At 39.1% G+C, this 18,274-nt stretch carries 22 protein-coding genes; 8 read left to right on the forward strand and 14 right to left on the reverse strand.

Annotation, left to right across the window (positions count from 1 at the left end):
* Positions 1-2 precede the first annotated feature (2 nt).
* Together kduI and KQI58_RS08760 are read left to right on the forward strand one after the other, a co-directional pair.
* Entirely contained in the window at positions 3-842 is an 840-nt protein-coding gene (gene kduI, locus KQI58_RS08755; RefSeq protein ID WP_216408324.1) for a 5-dehydro-4-deoxy-D-glucuronate isomerase, read from the forward strand.
* Between the two features lie 39 nt (positions 843-881).
* Complete coding sequence (locus tag KQI58_RS08760) at positions 882-1,670, forward strand: gluconate 5-dehydrogenase (RefSeq protein WP_216408326.1); 789 nt, start codon at positions 882-884, stop codon at positions 1,668-1,670.
* A 174-nt stretch (positions 1,671-1,844) separates the two neighbouring features.
* Here the strand turns inward: KQI58_RS08760 and KQI58_RS08765 are convergent, their stop codons facing one another.
* The 6 genes from KQI58_RS08765 to KQI58_RS08790 all read right to left on the reverse strand — a co-directional run bounded on the left by KQI58_RS08765 (position 1,845) and on the right by KQI58_RS08790 (position 6,665).
* Positions 1,845-2,714, reverse strand: coding sequence for an Rpn family recombination-promoting nuclease/putative transposase (locus tag KQI58_RS08765; protein WP_216408328.1), 870 nt, complete (start codon positions 2,712-2,714; stop codon positions 1,845-1,847).
* Between the two features lie 297 nt (positions 2,715-3,011).
* Positions 3,012-3,974 carry an L-lactate dehydrogenase gene (locus KQI58_RS08770; RefSeq protein WP_216408330.1) on the reverse strand — a complete coding sequence of 321 codons (963 nt, stop codon included), beginning with the start codon at positions 3,972-3,974 and terminating at the stop codon, positions 3,012-3,014.
* Between the two features lie 69 nt (positions 3,975-4,043).
* A complete protein-coding gene (locus KQI58_RS08775) occupies positions 4,044-4,298 on the reverse strand; it encodes a hypothetical protein (protein WP_253295856.1) in 255 nt (84 codons plus the stop codon).
* Positions 4,283-4,711 (reverse strand): DUF4809 family protein, encoded by a 429-nt coding sequence (locus KQI58_RS08780; RefSeq protein ID WP_367397927.1) that lies wholly within the window; start codon positions 4,709-4,711, stop codon positions 4,283-4,285. The genes KQI58_RS08775 and KQI58_RS08780 overlap by 16 nt, the downstream gene beginning before the upstream one ends.
* 22 nt (positions 4,712-4,733) lie before the next feature.
* Entirely contained in the window at positions 4,734-5,561 is an 828-nt protein-coding gene (gene rfbD, locus KQI58_RS08785) for a dTDP-4-dehydrorhamnose reductase (protein ID WP_216408332.1), read from the reverse strand.
* Between the two features lie 135 nt (positions 5,562-5,696).
* A complete protein-coding gene (locus KQI58_RS08790) occupies positions 5,697-6,665 on the reverse strand; it encodes a TDT family transporter (protein WP_216408334.1) in 969 nt (322 codons plus the stop codon).
* A gap of 148 nt (positions 6,666-6,813) precedes the next feature.
* Here KQI58_RS08790 and KQI58_RS08795 point away from each other — a divergent pair, with 148 nt between their 5' ends.
* From KQI58_RS08795 to KQI58_RS08820, 6 genes are all read left to right on the forward strand, one after another.
* Complete coding sequence (locus KQI58_RS08795) at positions 6,814-7,653, forward strand: LysR family transcriptional regulator (protein ID WP_216408335.1); 840 nt, start codon at positions 6,814-6,816, stop codon at positions 7,651-7,653.
* A gap of 387 nt (positions 7,654-8,040) precedes the next feature.
* Positions 8,041-8,244: a hypothetical protein gene (locus tag KQI58_RS08800; RefSeq protein WP_216408337.1), complete on the forward strand. Its 204-nt coding sequence runs from the start codon at positions 8,041-8,043 to the stop codon at positions 8,242-8,244.
* A gap of 22 nt (positions 8,245-8,266) precedes the next feature.
* Entirely contained in the window at positions 8,267-8,479 is a 213-nt protein-coding gene (locus KQI58_RS08805; protein WP_216408339.1) for a DUF2922 domain-containing protein, read from the forward strand.
* A 67-nt stretch (positions 8,480-8,546) separates the two neighbouring features.
* Positions 8,547-8,933: a hypothetical protein gene (locus KQI58_RS08810; RefSeq protein ID WP_216408341.1), complete on the forward strand. Its 387-nt coding sequence runs from the start codon at positions 8,547-8,549 to the stop codon at positions 8,931-8,933.
* Between the two features lie 47 nt (positions 8,934-8,980).
* On the forward strand, positions 8,981-9,598 hold the full coding sequence (locus KQI58_RS08815; protein ID WP_216408343.1) for a hypothetical protein: 618 nt from the start codon (positions 8,981-8,983) through the stop codon (positions 9,596-9,598).
* 123 nt (positions 9,599-9,721) lie between these two features.
* A complete protein-coding gene (locus KQI58_RS08820; protein WP_216408345.1) occupies positions 9,722-10,135 on the forward strand; it encodes a phage holin family protein in 414 nt (137 codons plus the stop codon).
* Positions 10,136-10,306: 171 nt separating this feature from the next.
* Here KQI58_RS08820 and KQI58_RS08825 read toward each other — a convergent pair whose 3' ends face one another.
* From KQI58_RS08825 to rbsK, 8 genes are all read right to left on the reverse strand, one after another.
* Positions 10,307-10,852, reverse strand: a complete 546-nt coding sequence (locus KQI58_RS08825; RefSeq protein WP_216408347.1) for a hypothetical protein — start codon at positions 10,850-10,852, stop codon at positions 10,307-10,309.
* Positions 10,853-11,098: 246 nt separating this feature from the next.
* Entirely contained in the window at positions 11,099-11,953 is an 855-nt protein-coding gene (locus KQI58_RS08830; RefSeq protein WP_216408350.1) for a GRP family sugar transporter, read from the reverse strand.
* A 72-nt stretch (positions 11,954-12,025) separates the two neighbouring features.
* The gene (locus KQI58_RS08835; RefSeq protein WP_216408353.1) at positions 12,026-12,484 is read right to left on the reverse strand and encodes a PTS sugar transporter subunit IIA; all 459 of its coding nucleotides are present in this window, start codon (positions 12,482-12,484) and stop codon (positions 12,026-12,028) included.
* A 13-nt stretch (positions 12,485-12,497) separates the two neighbouring features.
* Complete coding sequence (locus tag KQI58_RS08840) at positions 12,498-13,826, reverse strand: maltose-6'-phosphate glucosidase (protein WP_216408355.1); 1,329 nt, start codon at positions 13,824-13,826, stop codon at positions 12,498-12,500.
* A gap of 14 nt (positions 13,827-13,840) precedes the next feature.
* Positions 13,841-15,256, reverse strand: coding sequence for a PTS transporter subunit EIIC (locus tag KQI58_RS08845; RefSeq protein WP_216408357.1), 1,416 nt, complete (start codon positions 15,254-15,256; stop codon positions 13,841-13,843).
* Positions 15,257-15,274: 18 nt separating this feature from the next.
* The gene (locus KQI58_RS08850; RefSeq protein ID WP_216408359.1) at positions 15,275-16,039 is read right to left on the reverse strand and encodes a carbohydrate deacetylase; all 765 of its coding nucleotides are present in this window, start codon (positions 16,037-16,039) and stop codon (positions 15,275-15,277) included.
* A 111-nt stretch (positions 16,040-16,150) separates the two neighbouring features.
* Positions 16,151-16,972 carry a PRD domain-containing protein gene (locus KQI58_RS08855; protein WP_216408361.1) on the reverse strand — a complete coding sequence of 274 codons (822 nt, stop codon included), beginning with the start codon at positions 16,970-16,972 and terminating at the stop codon, positions 16,151-16,153.
* Between the two features lie 344 nt (positions 16,973-17,316).
* Positions 17,317-18,234 carry a ribokinase gene (gene rbsK, locus KQI58_RS08860; protein WP_216408363.1) on the reverse strand — a complete coding sequence of 306 codons (918 nt, stop codon included), beginning with the start codon at positions 18,232-18,234 and terminating at the stop codon, positions 17,317-17,319.
* Positions 18,235-18,274 lie beyond the last annotated feature (40 nt).

Genomic DNA, 18,274 nt, shown 5'->3' on the forward strand with positions numbered 1-18,274 from the left:
CAATGCAAAACATGGAAACACGCTACACCCATAGCCCAGAGGATATCCGTCACTATTCGACAGAACAATTAAGAGATGAATTTTTGGTGGAAAAAGTTTTTGAGCCGGGAACCATCACCTTAACTTATACCCACAACGATCGTATGATTTTCGGCGGCGTTACCCCTACAAAAGAGCCCTTAGAAATCGTTCTATCTAAAGAACTAGGTGTAGATTATTTTCTAGAACGCCGCGAGTTAGGTGTTATCAATATTGGCGGGCCTGGATTTATTGAAATTGACGGAAAAAAAGAAGAAATGAAAAAGCAAGATGGCTATTACATTGGTAAAGAAACTCGTCAAGTCATCTTCTCTTCACAAGACGCGGACAATCCAGCAAAGTTTTACGTTAGTTCGGTGCCAGCACATCACAAATATCCCAACGTGAAAATCAGTATCGATCAGATCAAACCGATGGAAACTGGCGAACCGTTGACCTTAAATGAACGCAAAATTTATCAATACATTCACCCGAATGTCTGCGAAAGCTGTCAACTGCAAATGGGCTACACTATTTTAGAGCCCGGCAGTTCTTGGAATACGATGCCGTGTCATACCCATGAGCGCCGCATGGAAGCCTATGTTTACTTTGATATGGAACAGGATACGCGCATTTTCCATATGATGGGCAAGCCAGATGAAACCAAGTATTTAGTGATGAAGAATGAACAGGCGGCTATTTCACCAAGCTGGTCGATTCATTCCGGAGTAGGAACAAGTAATTATTCCTTTATCTGGGCGATGTGCGGGGAAAACATTACTTACACTGATATGGATATGGTACCGATGGATCAACTGAAATAGAAAATACAACAAAAAAATAAATTAAGAAGGAGTTTTATCATGACATTTAGTATGAATAATTTTCGATTGGACGGCAAGGTAGCTTTGGTTACAGGCGGCGTGTATGGGATTGGTTTTGAGATCGCTAGTTCATTGGCAGCAGCAGGAGCGACCATTGTTTTTAATAGTATCAATCAGGAATCAGTGGATCAAGGAAATGAGAACTATAAAAAAGCTGGCATCAAGGCTACAGGCTATGTGTGCGATGTAACCGATGAAGAACAGGTCCAAGCGATGGTTGCTAAGATCAAAGAAGACGTTGGTTCGGTTGATATTTTGGTAAATAATGCCGGGATCATCAAACGGATTCCAATGGTTGAGATGGCGGCTGAAGACTTCCGCCAAGTCATTGATGTTGACTTAAATGCCCCATTCATTGTGTCTAAAGCAGTCCTGCCAGACATGATTGAAAAGAAAGCTGGGAAAATCATCAATATCTGTTCCATGATGAGCGAGCTTGGGCGTGAAACCGTTAGTGCTTACGCTGCCGCAAAAGGCGGACTAAAAATGTTAACGAAAAACATTGCCTCTGAATATGGACAATACAACATTCAATGCAACGGCATCGGCCCTGGCTATATTGAAACACCTCAAACAGCTCCACTACGTGAGGAAGGCCATCCATTTAATAACTTCATTTTAGGACGGACACCTGCAAGTCGCTGGGGTACTACCACCGATCTAGCAGGACCAGCAGTCTTTCTAGCTTCAGAAGCTTCTGACTTCGTTAACGGACACGTCCTATACGTTGACGGCGGTATCTTAGCCTATATCGGAAAACAACCTTAAATCCTTCAGCCCCCTAGCTGAAACGACTAAGAGTGAGCCAAACATCTACGGGTGTTTGGCTCACTCTTTTTGTCTTTAAATCAATACTTTTTGGATACGATTTGTAAAATTTTTTCAGGATACCAACGATTAAGTATCTCATCGCTTCAATCAGCTATTTGATCATTTTTTAAATTACTTCTTAACTGCTAACTCTTTAACCGTATCAAGTTCCAATCCAGTAGCTTCCACAACCTGTTCAAGCGGCATTTTCATTTCGATGAGGTTACGCGCAATCAAATATTTCTCACGTTCACGCCCCATCCTCTCACTCTCTAGTCGAACAGAGGAGATGACTGCATCGTTTATTGCTTTGGATTTATCGATTTTCATAATCATCTCTTTTTCCTCCCTTCCAAGTTTGTAAGAGTCTATTTTTTGTTTCGCTTTTTTGATGTAATCTGGGGCGTCAGCGTGGACTATACCGCTTTTGAAAAAGTATTGCCAATGATAAGCAGCGCTTTGTTGTTCGATTGTTTCGTTTTTTAAGCTAAGGAAACAGGCGATCAGCAGCTCTTTGCCAGTGGTTCCGAGAAAGGGAACCGAACTTTCTTCATTTAGTAAACGGAAGCGTTGCAGAGCGGGCTGTTTTTTGTCAAACAAGTGAAAATCGATAATATTGATTCCATATGCGGGACGTAATGCGGAAAAATTGTTTCCTTTAATAAAATCAGCGGTTTCTAAATTTCCGAAGGGACTGCAAAATGCTTCCGCCAGATAAAAAATGGTGCGTTCGCGAAAGTACATATGCGGCTGAATCTGACACTCAATCGTGGTGTGACTGCCATCCTCACCGATCGCTAAGATATCTACTTCGGTGCAGGTGATATCCAGCTCGTCAAAAGATTTTTTATAGCTATCGATGTGATATGTTTCTTTTGGCTTCAGTTGCTTGAATTCAATACCGAGTAAATCTTTGACAAATGCCTTTAGTATATGCAGAGAATCTTCAGAGGTAAAACTTTTCTTGAACAGTAGATCGTTTGTTGGTAAGTATTTTTGCATCGTTCTCACAGCCTTTCAGATAGGACACGTTTCCAAATTGAAAGGCTTTTCTCGCCTACATTATAGCATGGATATTTGTGTGCCACCTATATTCGTTTACTTTAAAATACGCAAACAAGTAGAGAAGATTGCGAGAATATCGAAACCACAAAAAAGATTAAACAACTAAACAAAGGGAGCATACTTCGCAAATAATTGCGTTGCATGCTCCCTTTGCTTATGAAAAATTATACCTACCGCTCAAGCAATGCTACAGCTATATATTCAAGCTTCGTCGGTCTTTTGTATTGTTTACTTTTATTCCTCACTCTTTTTAGTATCCAAGGAACGAATGACCTCTCTAAGCTGCTTGCTTGATGCGGCGAATTTCTTTCTTTCCTCTGGATCGATATTTAGTTCGATGATTTCTCGTACACCGTGTTGATCTACGACTGATGGTACACCGGTAAATAGATCCTTTTCGCCATACTCTCCATTGAGATAAGCAGATACAGGCAGCACCGCTTGCTCATTATTCAAGATGGCTTTCACGATTCTCGCGACACTCATCCCGATGCCGTAAAAAGTCGCTTGTTTTCTGTTTATGATTTCATAGGCGGTGTTTTTTACACTATCAGAAATCGTGGTTAGATCATCTACTGTTAGCCGATTGTTCTTTACGATAAATTCCAACAATGGTTTTCCGCCAACTGTGGTATGGGACCAGGCAGCTACTTCTGAATCACCATGTTCGCCAATGATATAGCCATGAATACTTCTTGGATCAATTTGTAATTTTTCGGCCAGCTCTTTACGAAATCTAGTGGTATCAAGAGTAGTTCCTGTTCCTACGACTCTGCTGTTTGGTAGGCCAGATGCTTGCCAAGCAACGTAGGTCAAAACATCTACTGGATTTGAGGCGATTACTAAAATACCATCAAAGCCTGATGCCATGACTTCTTTCACGACACTGGTAATGATTCCGGCATTGATATCAATCAGCTCCAAGCGTGTTTGACCGGGTTTTTGATTAACACCTGCTGTGATAACGACAATATCAGCATCCTTACAGTCCGTATAATCGCCGGCCCACACCTTAATATTTTCTTGTGCCCAGGACATACCATCTAACAGGTCAAGCGCTTCTCCTTCTGCCTTTTCTTGATTGACATCGATTAAGACCAACTCATTGATAATTCCTTGATTGATCATAGAGTAAGCAATACTTGTCCCGACAAAACCTGTTCCCACTACAGCAACTTTTCTACTTGTACGTTTCATATGAATTCACTCCATTTTTTATTTTTCTAGTATTTATCACTGATTGCACGCTTCAGTGGACCGTCTGCATTACACGCTTCGATATTTTGAAATAGTGAATTCCGTATTTCCAATGATTGGATCGCTCATTTCTTCTATCGAATTACCCATTTGATAAATTTCTTTCTTACAGACAAGCTGCGAGGTGGTTTGACTCAACACTAAAACAGAGTTCGCGTAAATTTTCTTAATTTCTCCAGAAATCATTTCCCCATGGACATTCTTCGCAGTGATCGTATCCCCTATGCCAACCATTCTTGTCATCCCTTCTAATTGCTTAAACATTTCTTTTTTCGTAGCTTTATTAGATAGCCCTCAATACCAAAGATCGTTTCTAATATCTCATTTACCTGTTTAAATAATAGATTTTTATCCTCAAATTGTTTCGGACTTTCAATGCGGCTCCGTTCTTTTGTATAGCAAATTTCATGATTGGTCTCATCCATCGATACTACCTGTGAATTCTTTACAAGATGTACTCGCTCTTCACCTATCCCAATTATTTCCACCCATTCTCGCCAGCCTTTTTTTAAAGCGATCGTCCGAACCAATGACGGCAAATCCAACACGTCCAAAGCCGCATTTCTTCCATCTTCGAAATGAATCGTGTAGGTGATGCATTTCACAAACCCGCAGGCATTACATCCGCCTTCAGTTATTCGCTCTTTGCTTGTAATTATCGCTTTTTCATTGATCACATCTCCAATGAATAATCTTTGTTTACTTGAAATTTGATAAGGATTCCTGCCAAGTTGGAATCTCAAAGCCTAATGCCCTCGCTTTACTTAGATCCATGATTGACGTTCGCGGACGTGCTGCTTTTTGCGGATAATCTTTTGATGCTACTGGGAAGACCTCTACATCCGTATCTTTTAGAATTTCCTTGGCAAACTCATACCAAGAACAGCTATTTTCATTCGATAGCTGATAAATACCAAAGGGCGCTTCCTGTTCAATCAAGAAATACATGAATTCGGCCAATGTACGTGTCCAAGTAGGCCGTCCAAACTGATCCGCCACCACGGCTAGGCGCGTCTGTGTCTCCGCCAAATTTCGCATCGTGGATACAAAATTGTCTCCAAACCTCCCAAATACCCATGAGGTACGGACGATGTAATACTCAGTCAATATTTCCTCGACGATTTTTTCGCCTAGATGCTTTGTACGTCCATATTCATTGATAGGGTTGGGCAGCTCTTCTACTTGATACGATCCAGCGTCCTTCATCCCATCAAAAACGTAATCCGTGCTGATGTAGACCAAAATTGAACGGGCAGCCTTGGCTGCTTCTGCTACATTACGTGTTCCTTCGACATTGATTTTTTCGTTTAATTCTTTGTCGACATCTTCTGCTCTATCAACAGCGGTGAAGGCTGCGCAATGATAAATGATCGCAGGCTTCAGTTGGGTGATGAACTGGTAGGTCCTTAGTCTATCGGTAACATCCAGCTGATCAGAACTAGCCGCCACGTATTCGATAGCTTTTTCATCTAATAGATAACGCAGCTCCGTTCCTAATTGACCTTGACCACCTGTAATTAGAATCATTGAGTTTCCCTCCTTTTTTCGTAACAGTTGTTTCCCCTTATTGAATTGCACTGCTGATTTCCAAATGATCATGAGAAAAATTCGGTTATTTATTTTATCTCTTGCAGTAATGAAAGCCCCAGCGATGCACTCTGCTTAAAATTCCCGATTTAACTTTAGGACCTTTGTTTGATCATATAGATGAATCACATACTTCACTAAGACATAGCAAACAACGAGAATTGCTAAAAGCGTTTCTAAAATACTTAACGCTTTAGTAACTGTCAGTAAAATCGGAAGCTCTTCAAAAACTTTGGAGGCCTTGAAGATCGCCGTTGCTGAGATAACTAGTGGAAACGTGAATGCTGCATAGCTAGGGTAGAAGCCGACCTTTAGCATTTTTTTCATATTAAAAACGATGCAAAGATAAATCAATTGCGATAAGATCAGCAGCCCGATAACAAATGGAAAAGAGACTTGATTGCAAACAGATAGATAACCAGCTAAACAAAGTGAGCCTGGCGCTGTCAGAATTGTAATCAAAGGAATCGCTGAATCCTCAAACATTTTCTTATGAAGGATTCGTTTGACGATGATTGGCAGCAAAATCAAATACAAAGCTAAAGCGATCCAAACAGCGACCTGCCCTAATTCCTTGATAAACACGGTAGAGGTATTCGGAATGACGCCTATTCCAACAAAAGTAATAAACCAGCTGGGATAAACATACTCAAGTGTGACCTCCACAGGCAGGATATGCACGGCAATGAAATAGCCCATCAACGCCAGATGCAATATGATTGCCGTTACCCATAGCGCGTTATTCATGATTTGATTAGGAAACAATCTGTCTAAAAATACGGAAACGACCATTAATGCCATCGTAAATGTCGGAGCTACAGAGGCAATGATCGGATTTCTCAATGCAGCCATCGTATCTTTAAATGTAAAAATGATTTTTAAAAGAAATACAAGGATCATCAAAAGACCTGTATAGCAAAAAATATTGCCAATCCTTTCAAAGCCTTCAGAAAATAATAGATTGCCCAACGATACCGTTCCTAAAATCAGACCGCAAATAGGTATTGGTATAGCCTTCAGAAAATTCTTTAGTTTGTTATTCATAGGTATATCCTTTCTAAACGATCAAATTATTTGATAGCACTTGATCTATTTTTTTTACACCCCTATAATAAGCACCAGCAAACTATTTGTAAAATAATGATTTTACATATCCGTTATAAATTTTATTAATAGAAAAGAGGTCGTACCGTTGTTAGAATTATTACGAACATTCATTATTGTGTATGAAACGAGAAACTTCAGTACCGCAGCCAAACTCATGTTTAAGACACAACCAACCATCTCCGTGCAGATCCAAAGATTAGAAACAGAATTAGGCTTCAAGCTGTTCGATCGAAAAGGAAAGCAGCTGATCCTGCCTACGAAACAAGCCGAATTCTTGTATCCTAGGGTAGTCGAAGCGTTACACTCCCTATCTAACGTATTTGCCCAAGCAAAAAATTCTAAAAATTTTAAAACCGACTGCATCCTTGGCTGCTCCAACACCACCGCCGTGCACCTATTACCCAAAATTATGGAGCAGCTGATCGTTGAATTTCCATTAATAGCTTTTGAAATCAAGATTATGAACTCGCAAGAAGTTATTGATGCCGTCGAAGGAAACAAAGCCCATATCGGCTTGATTGAAAAATCCATTGTTTCCCCATTGATCCAAAAGGAGTTCGTTTATAAGGATGAACTCGTTTTAGCAGGCAATATTGATTCAGATTATTGGATTCTTAGAGAGCATGATTCTGGGATGTATCTTATTAATGAGACCTATTTGTACTCTAATCATCTAAACCCGCAAATCATCAAAGCAAATAACAGTGAGGTAATATTGTCTCTATTAGAAAACAATATAGGCAAATCAATTATCTCCAAATTAGCACTAACAGATTCCTTGAAGTGGCAGGAACTAGACGATGAATACAGATACCGAGACCTCTTTATCATTCAAAATATCCAAAGTCCAATCCCTGAAACAGCGGCCGTTTATGATCGGATCAAAACATTACTGACCAAACTATACAATCAGTCAATTGAATAAGAACGCATTCAACTAAAAAACTCTGCGAAAATCATGACCTGATTCATTCGCAGAGTTTTTTTGGTGGACGATATTTGAAATCCCTATTAGACCAGCTGACTTAATATACCGATTTACAACTTTTCTTAAGGGGAAACTCAGCTACAGCTATAATTGTAACCGTTTTACAAAAGCTTTTTATTATACTACATTTTTGTTCCACTTGTAAAATCGCAAATTGACCATTTCACCCCCAATTTGACCGCTTTTTCATCAAAAACAGCACTTTTAACCCAAAAACAGGTCAAATTGACCCCCTTTTGGTCAATTTGCGATTCGCACTTTTTTTTGAAATCGTTTATCTTTTAGTCACCGGCCGGAACCAAAAAAATTTAGGAGGAAACAAGGATGATTCAAACTATTGGAAACAAGCTTCAAGTAGAAATCGATGCAGGTGGAGAAAAAAACAAGAAAATAACCTTTACGAATGTGATGGATGACCCCAGCGAAGAAAAAGTGTTGGAATTGGGAGAAATTATGAAAGCACTATCCGTTGAAGGCAGTCAGCTAGATGGCGTGATCCTGACAAGTCAATCGCGCTATACCAAATAAATCATAGAAAGGAACATGAAAGATGTTAAAAATCGTCGCAACCTTTAAAAACAGCTTAGGAAAAAACCATACCTGGAGCTTCAATGATCCTGATACTCAAAAGACCGACACAGAGATCAAAGGATTATTACAACGAATGACAGAGGTAAAGCTCTGTCAAAAAGATGGTGCTGAACTATTCAACACCATTGAAAGTGCCAAGTACGTCGAAACGATTGAAACAATTATTTTTTAAACCAATACGTTGAGGAGCCGCGGCGCTACTGCCGCCTCCTCTACTACTAATGAAAGGATGAGAATCAATGAACGTTATACAAACACTGTCGTTTCGGCAGTTATTCAACTTAAAAGCCAAAACACTCGAACAACGAATCACTAATTTTTACCATGAAACGCAAAACAGTAGTGTCACCATCAAATACATTTTAGCCTTGAAAGTACGCTGCCAATTGGGAGCGGCGGAGTTTGATCACTTTCTAAAGGATCTTGTCCGTGAAGTATTTATGCACACTAAAGCGACTCGCACCATGAAACGTCTTTTTTATTATTTCGAAGACTACTTTATGGCACCGGAATGGCGGACTTTGAAATTAAGAGTCTTTCCAGTAAAGAAATTTGGTGAGAAGGTTGTCTCTATTGCTCGCTCCCTTATGTCATTTGTCCGACCTGAAGAAACTAGCGAAACTTGATAAAACCAACCTACGCAGATTAAACACTAAAAGAAAGGAAAAGAACAATGACCAAGGATTTAATTGCCACCTTTGGAAAAAGCGATGGCGGCACCCACAATTGGAAATACAAGGGCCTTGATCCTAACTTATCGGCCCCGCAGATCAAAGAAGCTTGCGAACTATTATCGAACTTAGATATTTGTACACAAAATGGCGTAAAACTATTTGATTCTGTAGTCACTGCCAAGGTCTTGACCTATAAAGAAACCCTGATATTTGATCCAGAACATGAGACGAGAGGTGTTCGTTATGATGGCGAGCCCGTTGAGGAAGCAACCTGTGAGGAAGTACGTTGCTTTGAAGTTAAGGAAAAACCGGAAGAAAAAGTCGCTTTGCCGACTCCGAAAGCTTCCCTACTAACAGAAACACCACATGGTCGCTATTTTAAACAATTAACGACTATCGCTCCAGCGGAAAAAACAGAAACAGCGATCAAAGTAGAAAAAGAGTCGCTTCCACAATCAAGCAATAACCAGCTTAACGAACAGCAGCCAGTCGCTATGCCTTTAATGGCAGCCGAGTCATCAAGTCAAGACACAAAAGAACAAAACAGACTACTTCTATGGCTTCATCGGATCAGAAGGAAGAAAAAAGATGGACCGCCTGAGACACCGCGGGAATAACTCTTTTCCCAATTAAATTCCGTTCATTGACAATCAAATACTGCGTAGGGATCAACAGCTATTAACCCCTGCGAGTTTCTTTTCGCAGGGGCTATCAATTACTTTAGAAAGCGAGGAATCTATATGATACAAATTCCCTTAATCAATTATTCATTCGGCGGAAGTCTGCCGATCATGGGCGTTTTTTTGGCCATGGTGGGCCTGGACCTCACCACCGGATACGTCAAAGCATTGAAAAGCCATACCTGGGTGTCTTCGATTAACCTGTATGGCCTGTTTACAAAATTCATTATCTTTTCCACAATCATTTGCGCCGCTGCCTTAGACAAAATCGCGCCAACTGTAGGAATCACTTTGCCAATTAACGTGGCCTTAATCTGGACAGCTTTGTTAATCGTTTACGAGATCGGTTCGATTTTAGAAAATGCCCATGAATTCGGTTTGAAAATCACTTGGCTGCAGAAATGGCTGAGAGTGTTTGAGCGCAATGTTGGGAAAACTCCTGATAAAGATGATCAGGAAAATAATACTCGGTAGATGGCAGTTTTGCGTATCTCATTGGCCTTTTATTGTGGCTCAATAAACTCTGAAGCGCAACGAAAACAAGGCATTTTTCGTATTTAGGAAAAATGCCTTGTTAAATCCGGGGTAGCTTCGTATTTATAAATGAGAGAAATTATATATATGCACTTTCTTAGTAACAACAGATCATCGCTTGAGGCTGGGTTCTTCGTAAATATGGTTCAGCCAAAATTCTTCTACTTTTTGATTAAAATCTTTAGTAGGATACTTTCCTCTCAAATCAAATGTATGAGGCAAGTCACCAGAAAACTTTATTTGATAATTGTATACAATACTAGATTTCTTCGATTCTTGTTTAAACAATCCGTCATCTGAAATTTCTGACCAAATTCTGGTTTTTAACAACCGTCCTTCTTGGTAAGTAACTCCCCTTTGATCCAGACGATAAAGTATGCCGCCATGTTTCAATACAAAAATAGAATCCTTGATACCCAAATAGATTAGTAAAGAAGCAAAATAAATAAGAAAACCAAAAAAGAAAACGACGCCTGTCAATAAAGCTATTCCAAGCAAGGTTAAGCTAAGCAATATATTTAGCGCATTAGGATTATTAAAATAAGGGAATAAAAACCAAAAAGAAATTCCGAGTACTAACAGTAGGATCATCGTGCCTGCACAAATTAGCATGGCAGCATCTCGCCAGGTGATTTTTAATTCAAAAATTTTATCCATTTTTAGCTACTCCTACTATTGTTACTTCTTCCTTTGACTGATTTCGAACAATAATAATGCTAACGAAGAGCGCTCTAATAGTCAAGATAGGAAAAATAGGTGAGTGTAATAAGTAACCATCAATCAGAAATGTCAGTGAGATGGTTTCAAAGATAAATTGACTGTCATACTTCGGATATTTTCTTAATTATTCTGTACTATTCATTTGTATCTACTCTAAAAATTAAGATTGAGCAGATTCCTCACTTATTTGATTGATCCAATCAAGAATATTCCTAGTGTAATTACTGCTGCTCCAGCACTGATCATGCATAATTCCTTCTTAGTCCTTCGTACCTTCAAAATAAAGATGCCCGCATAAATAGAAATCAATACCGCCATCTGGGAAAAGGTAAAACTTTTTGCTACTCCAATGATTGGCATGGCAAAAAATAAACTTAAATTAGCGATACTCCAAGCAATCCCAGTTCCCAAATTCTTTACAACCTGTGACCAAGCGAATTCTTCTCGTTTAATAATCGTTAAGCATAGTGAAGAGAACCACATCCCAATCGACTGTGGAAATAATACCACTGCTCCGCTAACTAGAAGAGCTTGCGGCAAAGTCACATAAATTGTTAATGCGGCTGAGGATAGTAATAAAAGAGTGATAGCTTTGCTTTTTATCGTATTCGACTGTTTTTTTCCCTGTTCTTCTATATAAGAGGTTAAACGAATTCCTAAAATAATTAACAAAATACCAGCTATTCCAATCATTATCATAGTAAGATTGGTCCATTCTTTAAAAAAAACTGCCGCGATAAAGGTTATCCCAATTAATTGAGTTCCATTTGAGATAGGCATCGCTTCAGACACTGGCAGTAATTGAAAGGAATTGAATTGCAAATATTGTCCGACAGACCAGAAACAGCCTGAGAGAAATGCTGCTGCAAAACTAAGCCAATCATACGTAGGCTGAACAATCACGGTAAAGATAATTCCCAGTAAGAGTGCCGTCGTAGAAGTTCCCAGCAGCTGATTGATTGGCTTCGCTTTCGTTAAATTCGCAATAATCGGCATAAGTCCCCACCCAAGAGCGGGTAATAAATATAAAGTAGCCATTAATTTCTCCTAAACACAAAATAATTTGCTCAAGAAAAAGACTGAGCATAAACCCCAGCCTTCCTTCTTGGTTTAAAATTTAAATAGTTCATCCTGTAATGTCACGATCTGATTTTCGATTAGCAGATGTCCCTTAGTCATCTCCGGAAAGATCACGATGATCGTGTTATCTTTTCCACTTTTTTCTAATTGGTGTAGATCCATTGAAGCCAATAGAGTACCAGCTTTTACCTTTTTTCCCTTTGTTACTTTGACTGAAAAAGGCAACCCCTTTAGTTCCACCGTGTCCAATCCCATATGGATCAAAAGTTTTTCACCAGACTTACATTCAAGTGTAATAGCGTGCAGCGTCGGGAAAATGCTCTCAACAATTCCTTCAATCGGAGCATAGACATTGCCATCATGTTGAGTGATTGCAAAGCCCTCCCCCATCATTTTTGAAGAGAAAACCTCATCTTGAACTGCTTCTAAAGGAAGAACTCGTCCATTTGCTACAGATTTCAGAATATTTTTCGTTTTAAAAAAGAGCATCCTCTCATCACCTCTATACTAATTTTGGCCAGTATTCTTTATTGGCTTCAATCATTTCATCTAAAATTTTCTTTGCTACGCGAGCATTCGGTACCGTTTGATTCAACGTAAATGCTTGCAATGCTTTTTGATAAGAACCTTCAAAATAAGCATCAACTAATAATTTTTCTGCTGCTACCTGTGCTTCCATCAGCCCTTTATGGAAATCACAGATCGGTTCTCTTAAGGAAATCGGTTCTACACCTGTTGCTCCTACATACGCAGGTACTTCAACCACTGCATCTGGACGAAGATTCGGAATCGCTCCTTGGTTCGGCACGATCAGCATGAAGCGGCGACGTTCGTCATTCAGTAAAGAGGTTGCCATGTCTACTATGTACTGACCGTGCTCCCCAAAGTTAAAGTTCAGGACATCTTCCGTTACGCCCTCCCGAATCTTTTCCGCCATCTCCTTCGTGTTCTTTTCCCGACCTTCCATCACCATATTGGCGCGTGTGTAATTTTTATCCGCATGTTCCACGACCATATCTGGATATAGATAATACTCTAAATAATTATTCGGAATATTTTGCGGGAAATTTTTTGTGATAACAGACATCATGCTGAAAGCCTCCTGCCATGTTTTATCTCCAGCATTAAAATCCGCTACTTCCATTTCCTGAGTCGTTAATTTTTCAATGATTTCCGGCATCACATCACGCTTCAGATCTTTATCATAAATCGAGGTATACCAGCCGAAATGATTCAGTCCATAATAAGTTGGAATCCAATTTTTTCGATCATAGCCATAATTGACAGCTATCGTTTCTTCGATTGAAATCGTCATATCGCAGGCATTGATCATTTTCGCTTTTGGATACTGTCTACGAACAGCTTCTGAAACAATTGATTCCGGATTTGTATAATTTAAAATCCATGCTTCAGGCGCATACTTTTGAACATAGCCAACTATTTCTAATAGGCCATTCATTGATCGCATGCCATAAGCAAATCCGCCTAGGCCACAGGTTTCTTGTCCGACTAAGCCATGACTTAAAGGAATTTTTTCATCCTTTTCACGCATCTTCATACCACCAACACGAATCTGAGAAAAAATGAAATCACAGCCGCTAAACGCTGTTTCGGGATCTTCGGTTGATGAAATGACCACATCCTTAAATCCTTCTTTCTTTAACATGTATTGAATAATCAAATACATATCGGCATTTCTCTGAGCATCAATATCGTATAAGCGAATCTCTGAAAGTGGTAAACGATCCGCATTATTCAGCACCGCTTGAATGATTCCTGGTGTATAAGTACTGCCTCCGCCGGCAATCGTAATAATTTGTTTCTTTGTCATTATTCTCTTCCTTCCTATTGTTCCAATAATTTATTGAATTCCGCCATTACATAAGTGACCTCTAACCCAATAATGATTTGATAATTTTTTTCTGTTGGTTTGATCACACCGCTGACACCTAACTGTTTGATTCGTTGTTCATCAACAATCGTTGGGTTTTCAACCTCAACTCTCAAACGGGTATTACAACTGAAGGCATCTGAAACATTCTCTTTTCCGCCAAAGGCCTGCAGCATTTTCTTTGCCATATATTCATAATTCTTACTGGCCAATCCAAGTTCTTTTTCGTCTTCTACCGCTTCAATTCCGTATTCTGTAGCTACTTCTCTGCCTAGCGTTTGAATACTGCGTTTCTTGATAAGGTAGTAGAAAGTAAAATAGTACAAGGCAAAAAATACGATTCCGACTGGGATGATAAGAATGGCATTGGTCGCAATTCTAAAATTAATTAAATAATCTACGATACAAGCGCCAAATGTAAAGCCAATCCGAATATTCAACAAGTAACACACGATTCCGGCAAGCCCGGCAAATAGCGCATGTACGACATAAAGCATAGGAGAAAGGAACATAAAGCTGAATTCGACTGGTTCAGTGATGTTGGAAATAAATGACGTTGCCGCACCACTACCCATGATCCCTTTAACCATTTCTTTGTTTTCTTTGAAAGCCGCACGATAGATAGCAAAACAAATTGCAGGGACGCCAAACATCATGATAACGAAGAAGCCTGATAAGAATAATCCTGCTTGTGGATCACCGTTGATAAAGCGTGTCATCTCACCACGGAATACTTCGCCACTTGGCGAGGTGTAGCTCCCAAGGTCATAGTAAACATAGGTGTTCAGTACATGATGGAGTCCAAAAGGAATCAGCAGCCGATTAAGAAACATAAAAATTCCCACTCCTAAAGCTCCCATATTAACTAACAAGCGTGCGAAGTTGTCGATTCCGGCCTGTGCGAAGGGCCATAAGAAGCCGAATACGACTGAGGTGACTGTCTGTAATATCATCACCATCGTCAACGGAAACTTCTCACCTGCAAAGTAAGAGAACACCATCGGTAATTTTTGTTCTTTGAAACGATTGTACGTCCAAGCTGCGATAAGCCCCGAGAGTATCCCGCCGAAGATTCCCATGTTGACAGCTGGATTCATAATTTCTAAGCCCTTTTTCAATGTTGCGATCGCTAGAAATCCTGTTAGTGCAGGAATCCCTTTATCCTTGGTCTTAGCAAAACCAATCGTTACTCCGATGGCAAACAAGATATCCAAATTCCCAAATACCGCATTTCCCGCAGCCCCAATAACAGGGATATTCAACATATCATCTGCTGAAAGACGCATAATCAATCCGGCCAATGGCATCGCTGCCACTGGAAGCAGCATCGCTCTCCCTAATTTTTGTACGTTTGCTTTTAAACTCGACATTTTAAACTCCTCCTCATTTTAAATATCTTTGTAAGTTACTAACTCAATCAAACAATCCCTTTTAACCTGCAATGCAAACTCTGAATGGATCAGAAATTCCACCTGATTAACCCTTGGATAAACAAAACTTGAGCCCTCTAATAATTGCTGATCAAGATATGCTGTGTGACACATAATTTCGATGGTTTTATTTTCGCGTAAAAGCGTCAGCAGCTGTTCTAAATAGTCTTCAATCGAACAATCAATTTGCCTTTTTTCTTTAATTGTTTCGCCAACATCATCAAAATACGGTTCAAAATAATCGACGTGCTGAACCTCTGCTTTTCTCTCGAAATTCCCGCGAACTGGCAGATCATATTTTTTAGCCAATGCAATGACAACTTCCTGATTATTCCTAAAGGTGTGCGTATGATGGTGACTATCTAAGTGGGTTGGGATAATTCCGGCTCGATAAACCTTTTGAATTTGAGCATTCCACTCTTGATATAGCTGATCGTTGTCTATTTCAAAAGGCTTTGTATAAAAAGATAATTGCTTAAATTGATCGCCCTCCACCAAACTATCGACATTTTCCAATAAAGGTTTCCCACAGGTTAGTGTCAGATGAACACCCACACCTAAATCTGGTAATTCTTTTTTCAGCTTCACCGCATGTTCAAATCCCGGCATATTTGCCATCAAAGTTGTTGAAGTTAATATTCCTCGTTGATAAGCATCAACTATGCCGTAATTCACACCATGGCTGTAGCCAAAATCATCTGAGTTAAAGATTACTTTTCCCATTCTTTCCATCCTTTCTTTTTTATACTAAAAATAGACGCAACCTAATGATCGCCAAAACGAATACTCGCTCTGCATCAAAAGGTTGCGCCTACCGAATAGTTACGCCCTTGATTATTGAATTCTTGCTAAATGAATGGCCAGATAAACGACTTCGTTTTCCTGCACATCCAACTGAAATTTCTCTTCGATCATTTTTTTGATCGCTGTTGCGGTTTGATATGGTTCACTTTCTTTAAAGGTACTGGTGAAAAATCCAATATTTTCAGTTGGTGACTCTTCTTGATAAATCAGACGTTTCACTAAAAATTTGATATGAATCATCATACGATGGTAGGTCAATGAATTTTTGTCAAAATGATAGCCATAAGATTTCTCCAAATCCTCAAGAATTGTCTTTGTCATTTCTAATATCTTTAAGCTGTTTAAACTATTTCTTTCGCCTAATTCCGCATTGATAATATGCATGGTAATAAAACCAATTTCATTTGCTCCCAACTCTGTGTTATAGCGTTGATTGATTAACGCCACGACTTCATTCGCCGTTTCATACTCTTCCGGATAGAGCAATTTCATTTCTGGCAGCATGATCGCTGTCACCTGACTGTCTTCTTTCTTACGTTGAATCGCAAAATAAATGTGATCCGTCAAGGCAATGTAAATGTTTGAATCTAACGGTGTAGAGATTCTTTTCGAGATAAATTGAATGATCTCCTCGGAAAAATTAATAAATTCGATCGGAATTTGAGCCGCCATCTCACTAAACATCTTGGTTTTCTCTTTGGAATCCAAAGTAAAAAACTTATCCGCCAGTGCTGGATCAAACACCTGATCAACGAAAGCAGAAAATCCAATTCCCTTACCCATAGCGATTTTTTCGATTCCCTCATCATCAATTAAAATCACATTATGACTGATCTTTTTAACAACCTTCATTAGTTGCACCGATCCTCTCTAAAAACATTCAAATTTTATTTGAAAAACAAAAAAACGACCCAAGGAAAGTGTCTTTCCTAGGTCGTGCCTAATTTAATAGTTGCACCCTATCTGTTTACACGCTCAATATAGCAAATAAAAAAAGCGCTGTCAACGCTTTTTTTATTTATTTGTTTTCTAATTTTAAATTCTACCAATAGCAAAGTGAATGATTATTGATAGATATTTCAACACTTTTTCTTTAGAACTAACAGTTTTTTAGATAGTTTGAAAAATCCTTTTAAGATCATGCAAAACACTTCCCAAAAAACATGGGAAGTGTTTTGCATTCTTTCGCTACTTTTTTATATTTCTATAGCTAACTCTGCTTCATAGGGTATAGAAGGTTGAGCACCATATCGTTGAACTGTCAAAGAGGCCGCTTTGCTTCCATAAGTGATTGCTTCTTCGATATTTTGTAAATCATGAGATAATTTTGATGCAAACGCACCGATGAATGTATCTCCTGCAGCAGTTGTATCCACTGCATGAACTTCAAAAGCAGGTACCAATCCTGATTTACCTTCTGCGATAGAGTAGAATGCTCCTTTATTTCCTAATGTGACTATGAGAACCTTAACTCCCAATTCGTGAATTTTATTTGCTGCACTAACTAAATCACTTTCACTAGTAATTTTAACACCAATAATTGTCTCTAATTCTATTTCATTTGGTATTAAAATATCTGTCGCGCGAATAATTTTTTCAGGTAACATTTCAGGTGCAGGAGCAGGGTTTAAAATTGTGGAAGCAGAGCCTTTTCGAGCAATTTCAAAACTTCTTTCAATACTCTCAAGATTGGTCTCTAATTGAGCAATTACATAGTCACTCGAAAAAATCATTTCTTGATTCATTAAAACATGTTCATTAGAAATTTCTTGGTTGGCCCCTCCGTAGATTACAATACTGTTCTCCCCGCTATCATCAACAGTAACATAGGCACTTCCTGTTCTTACGCTATCCAAATGAGCAATTCCTGATGTATTGATTCCATCTTGTTCAAGCAAATCTACAAGAGTTTTTCCACCATCATCATTTCCTACAGCTCCTATAAAATTCACATGAGCACCACTTCTAGCAGCAGCAATTGCTTGATTTGCGCCTTTTCCCCCACCATTCGTAAATACTTCTTTTGAATGAATTGTTTCACCTGGTTTTGGAAAATGCTCTGTACGAATCGTTGTATCTAAATTAACACTTCCTACTACTGTAATCTTATTCATCTCTGCACTTCTCTCCAATTGTCTTCACTTACATGTATTC

Source organism: Enterococcus raffinosus (assembly GCF_018917525.1).
In the GTDB taxonomy this organism is placed as follows: domain Bacteria; phylum Bacillota; class Bacilli; order Lactobacillales; family Enterococcaceae; genus Enterococcus_A; species Enterococcus_A raffinosus_A.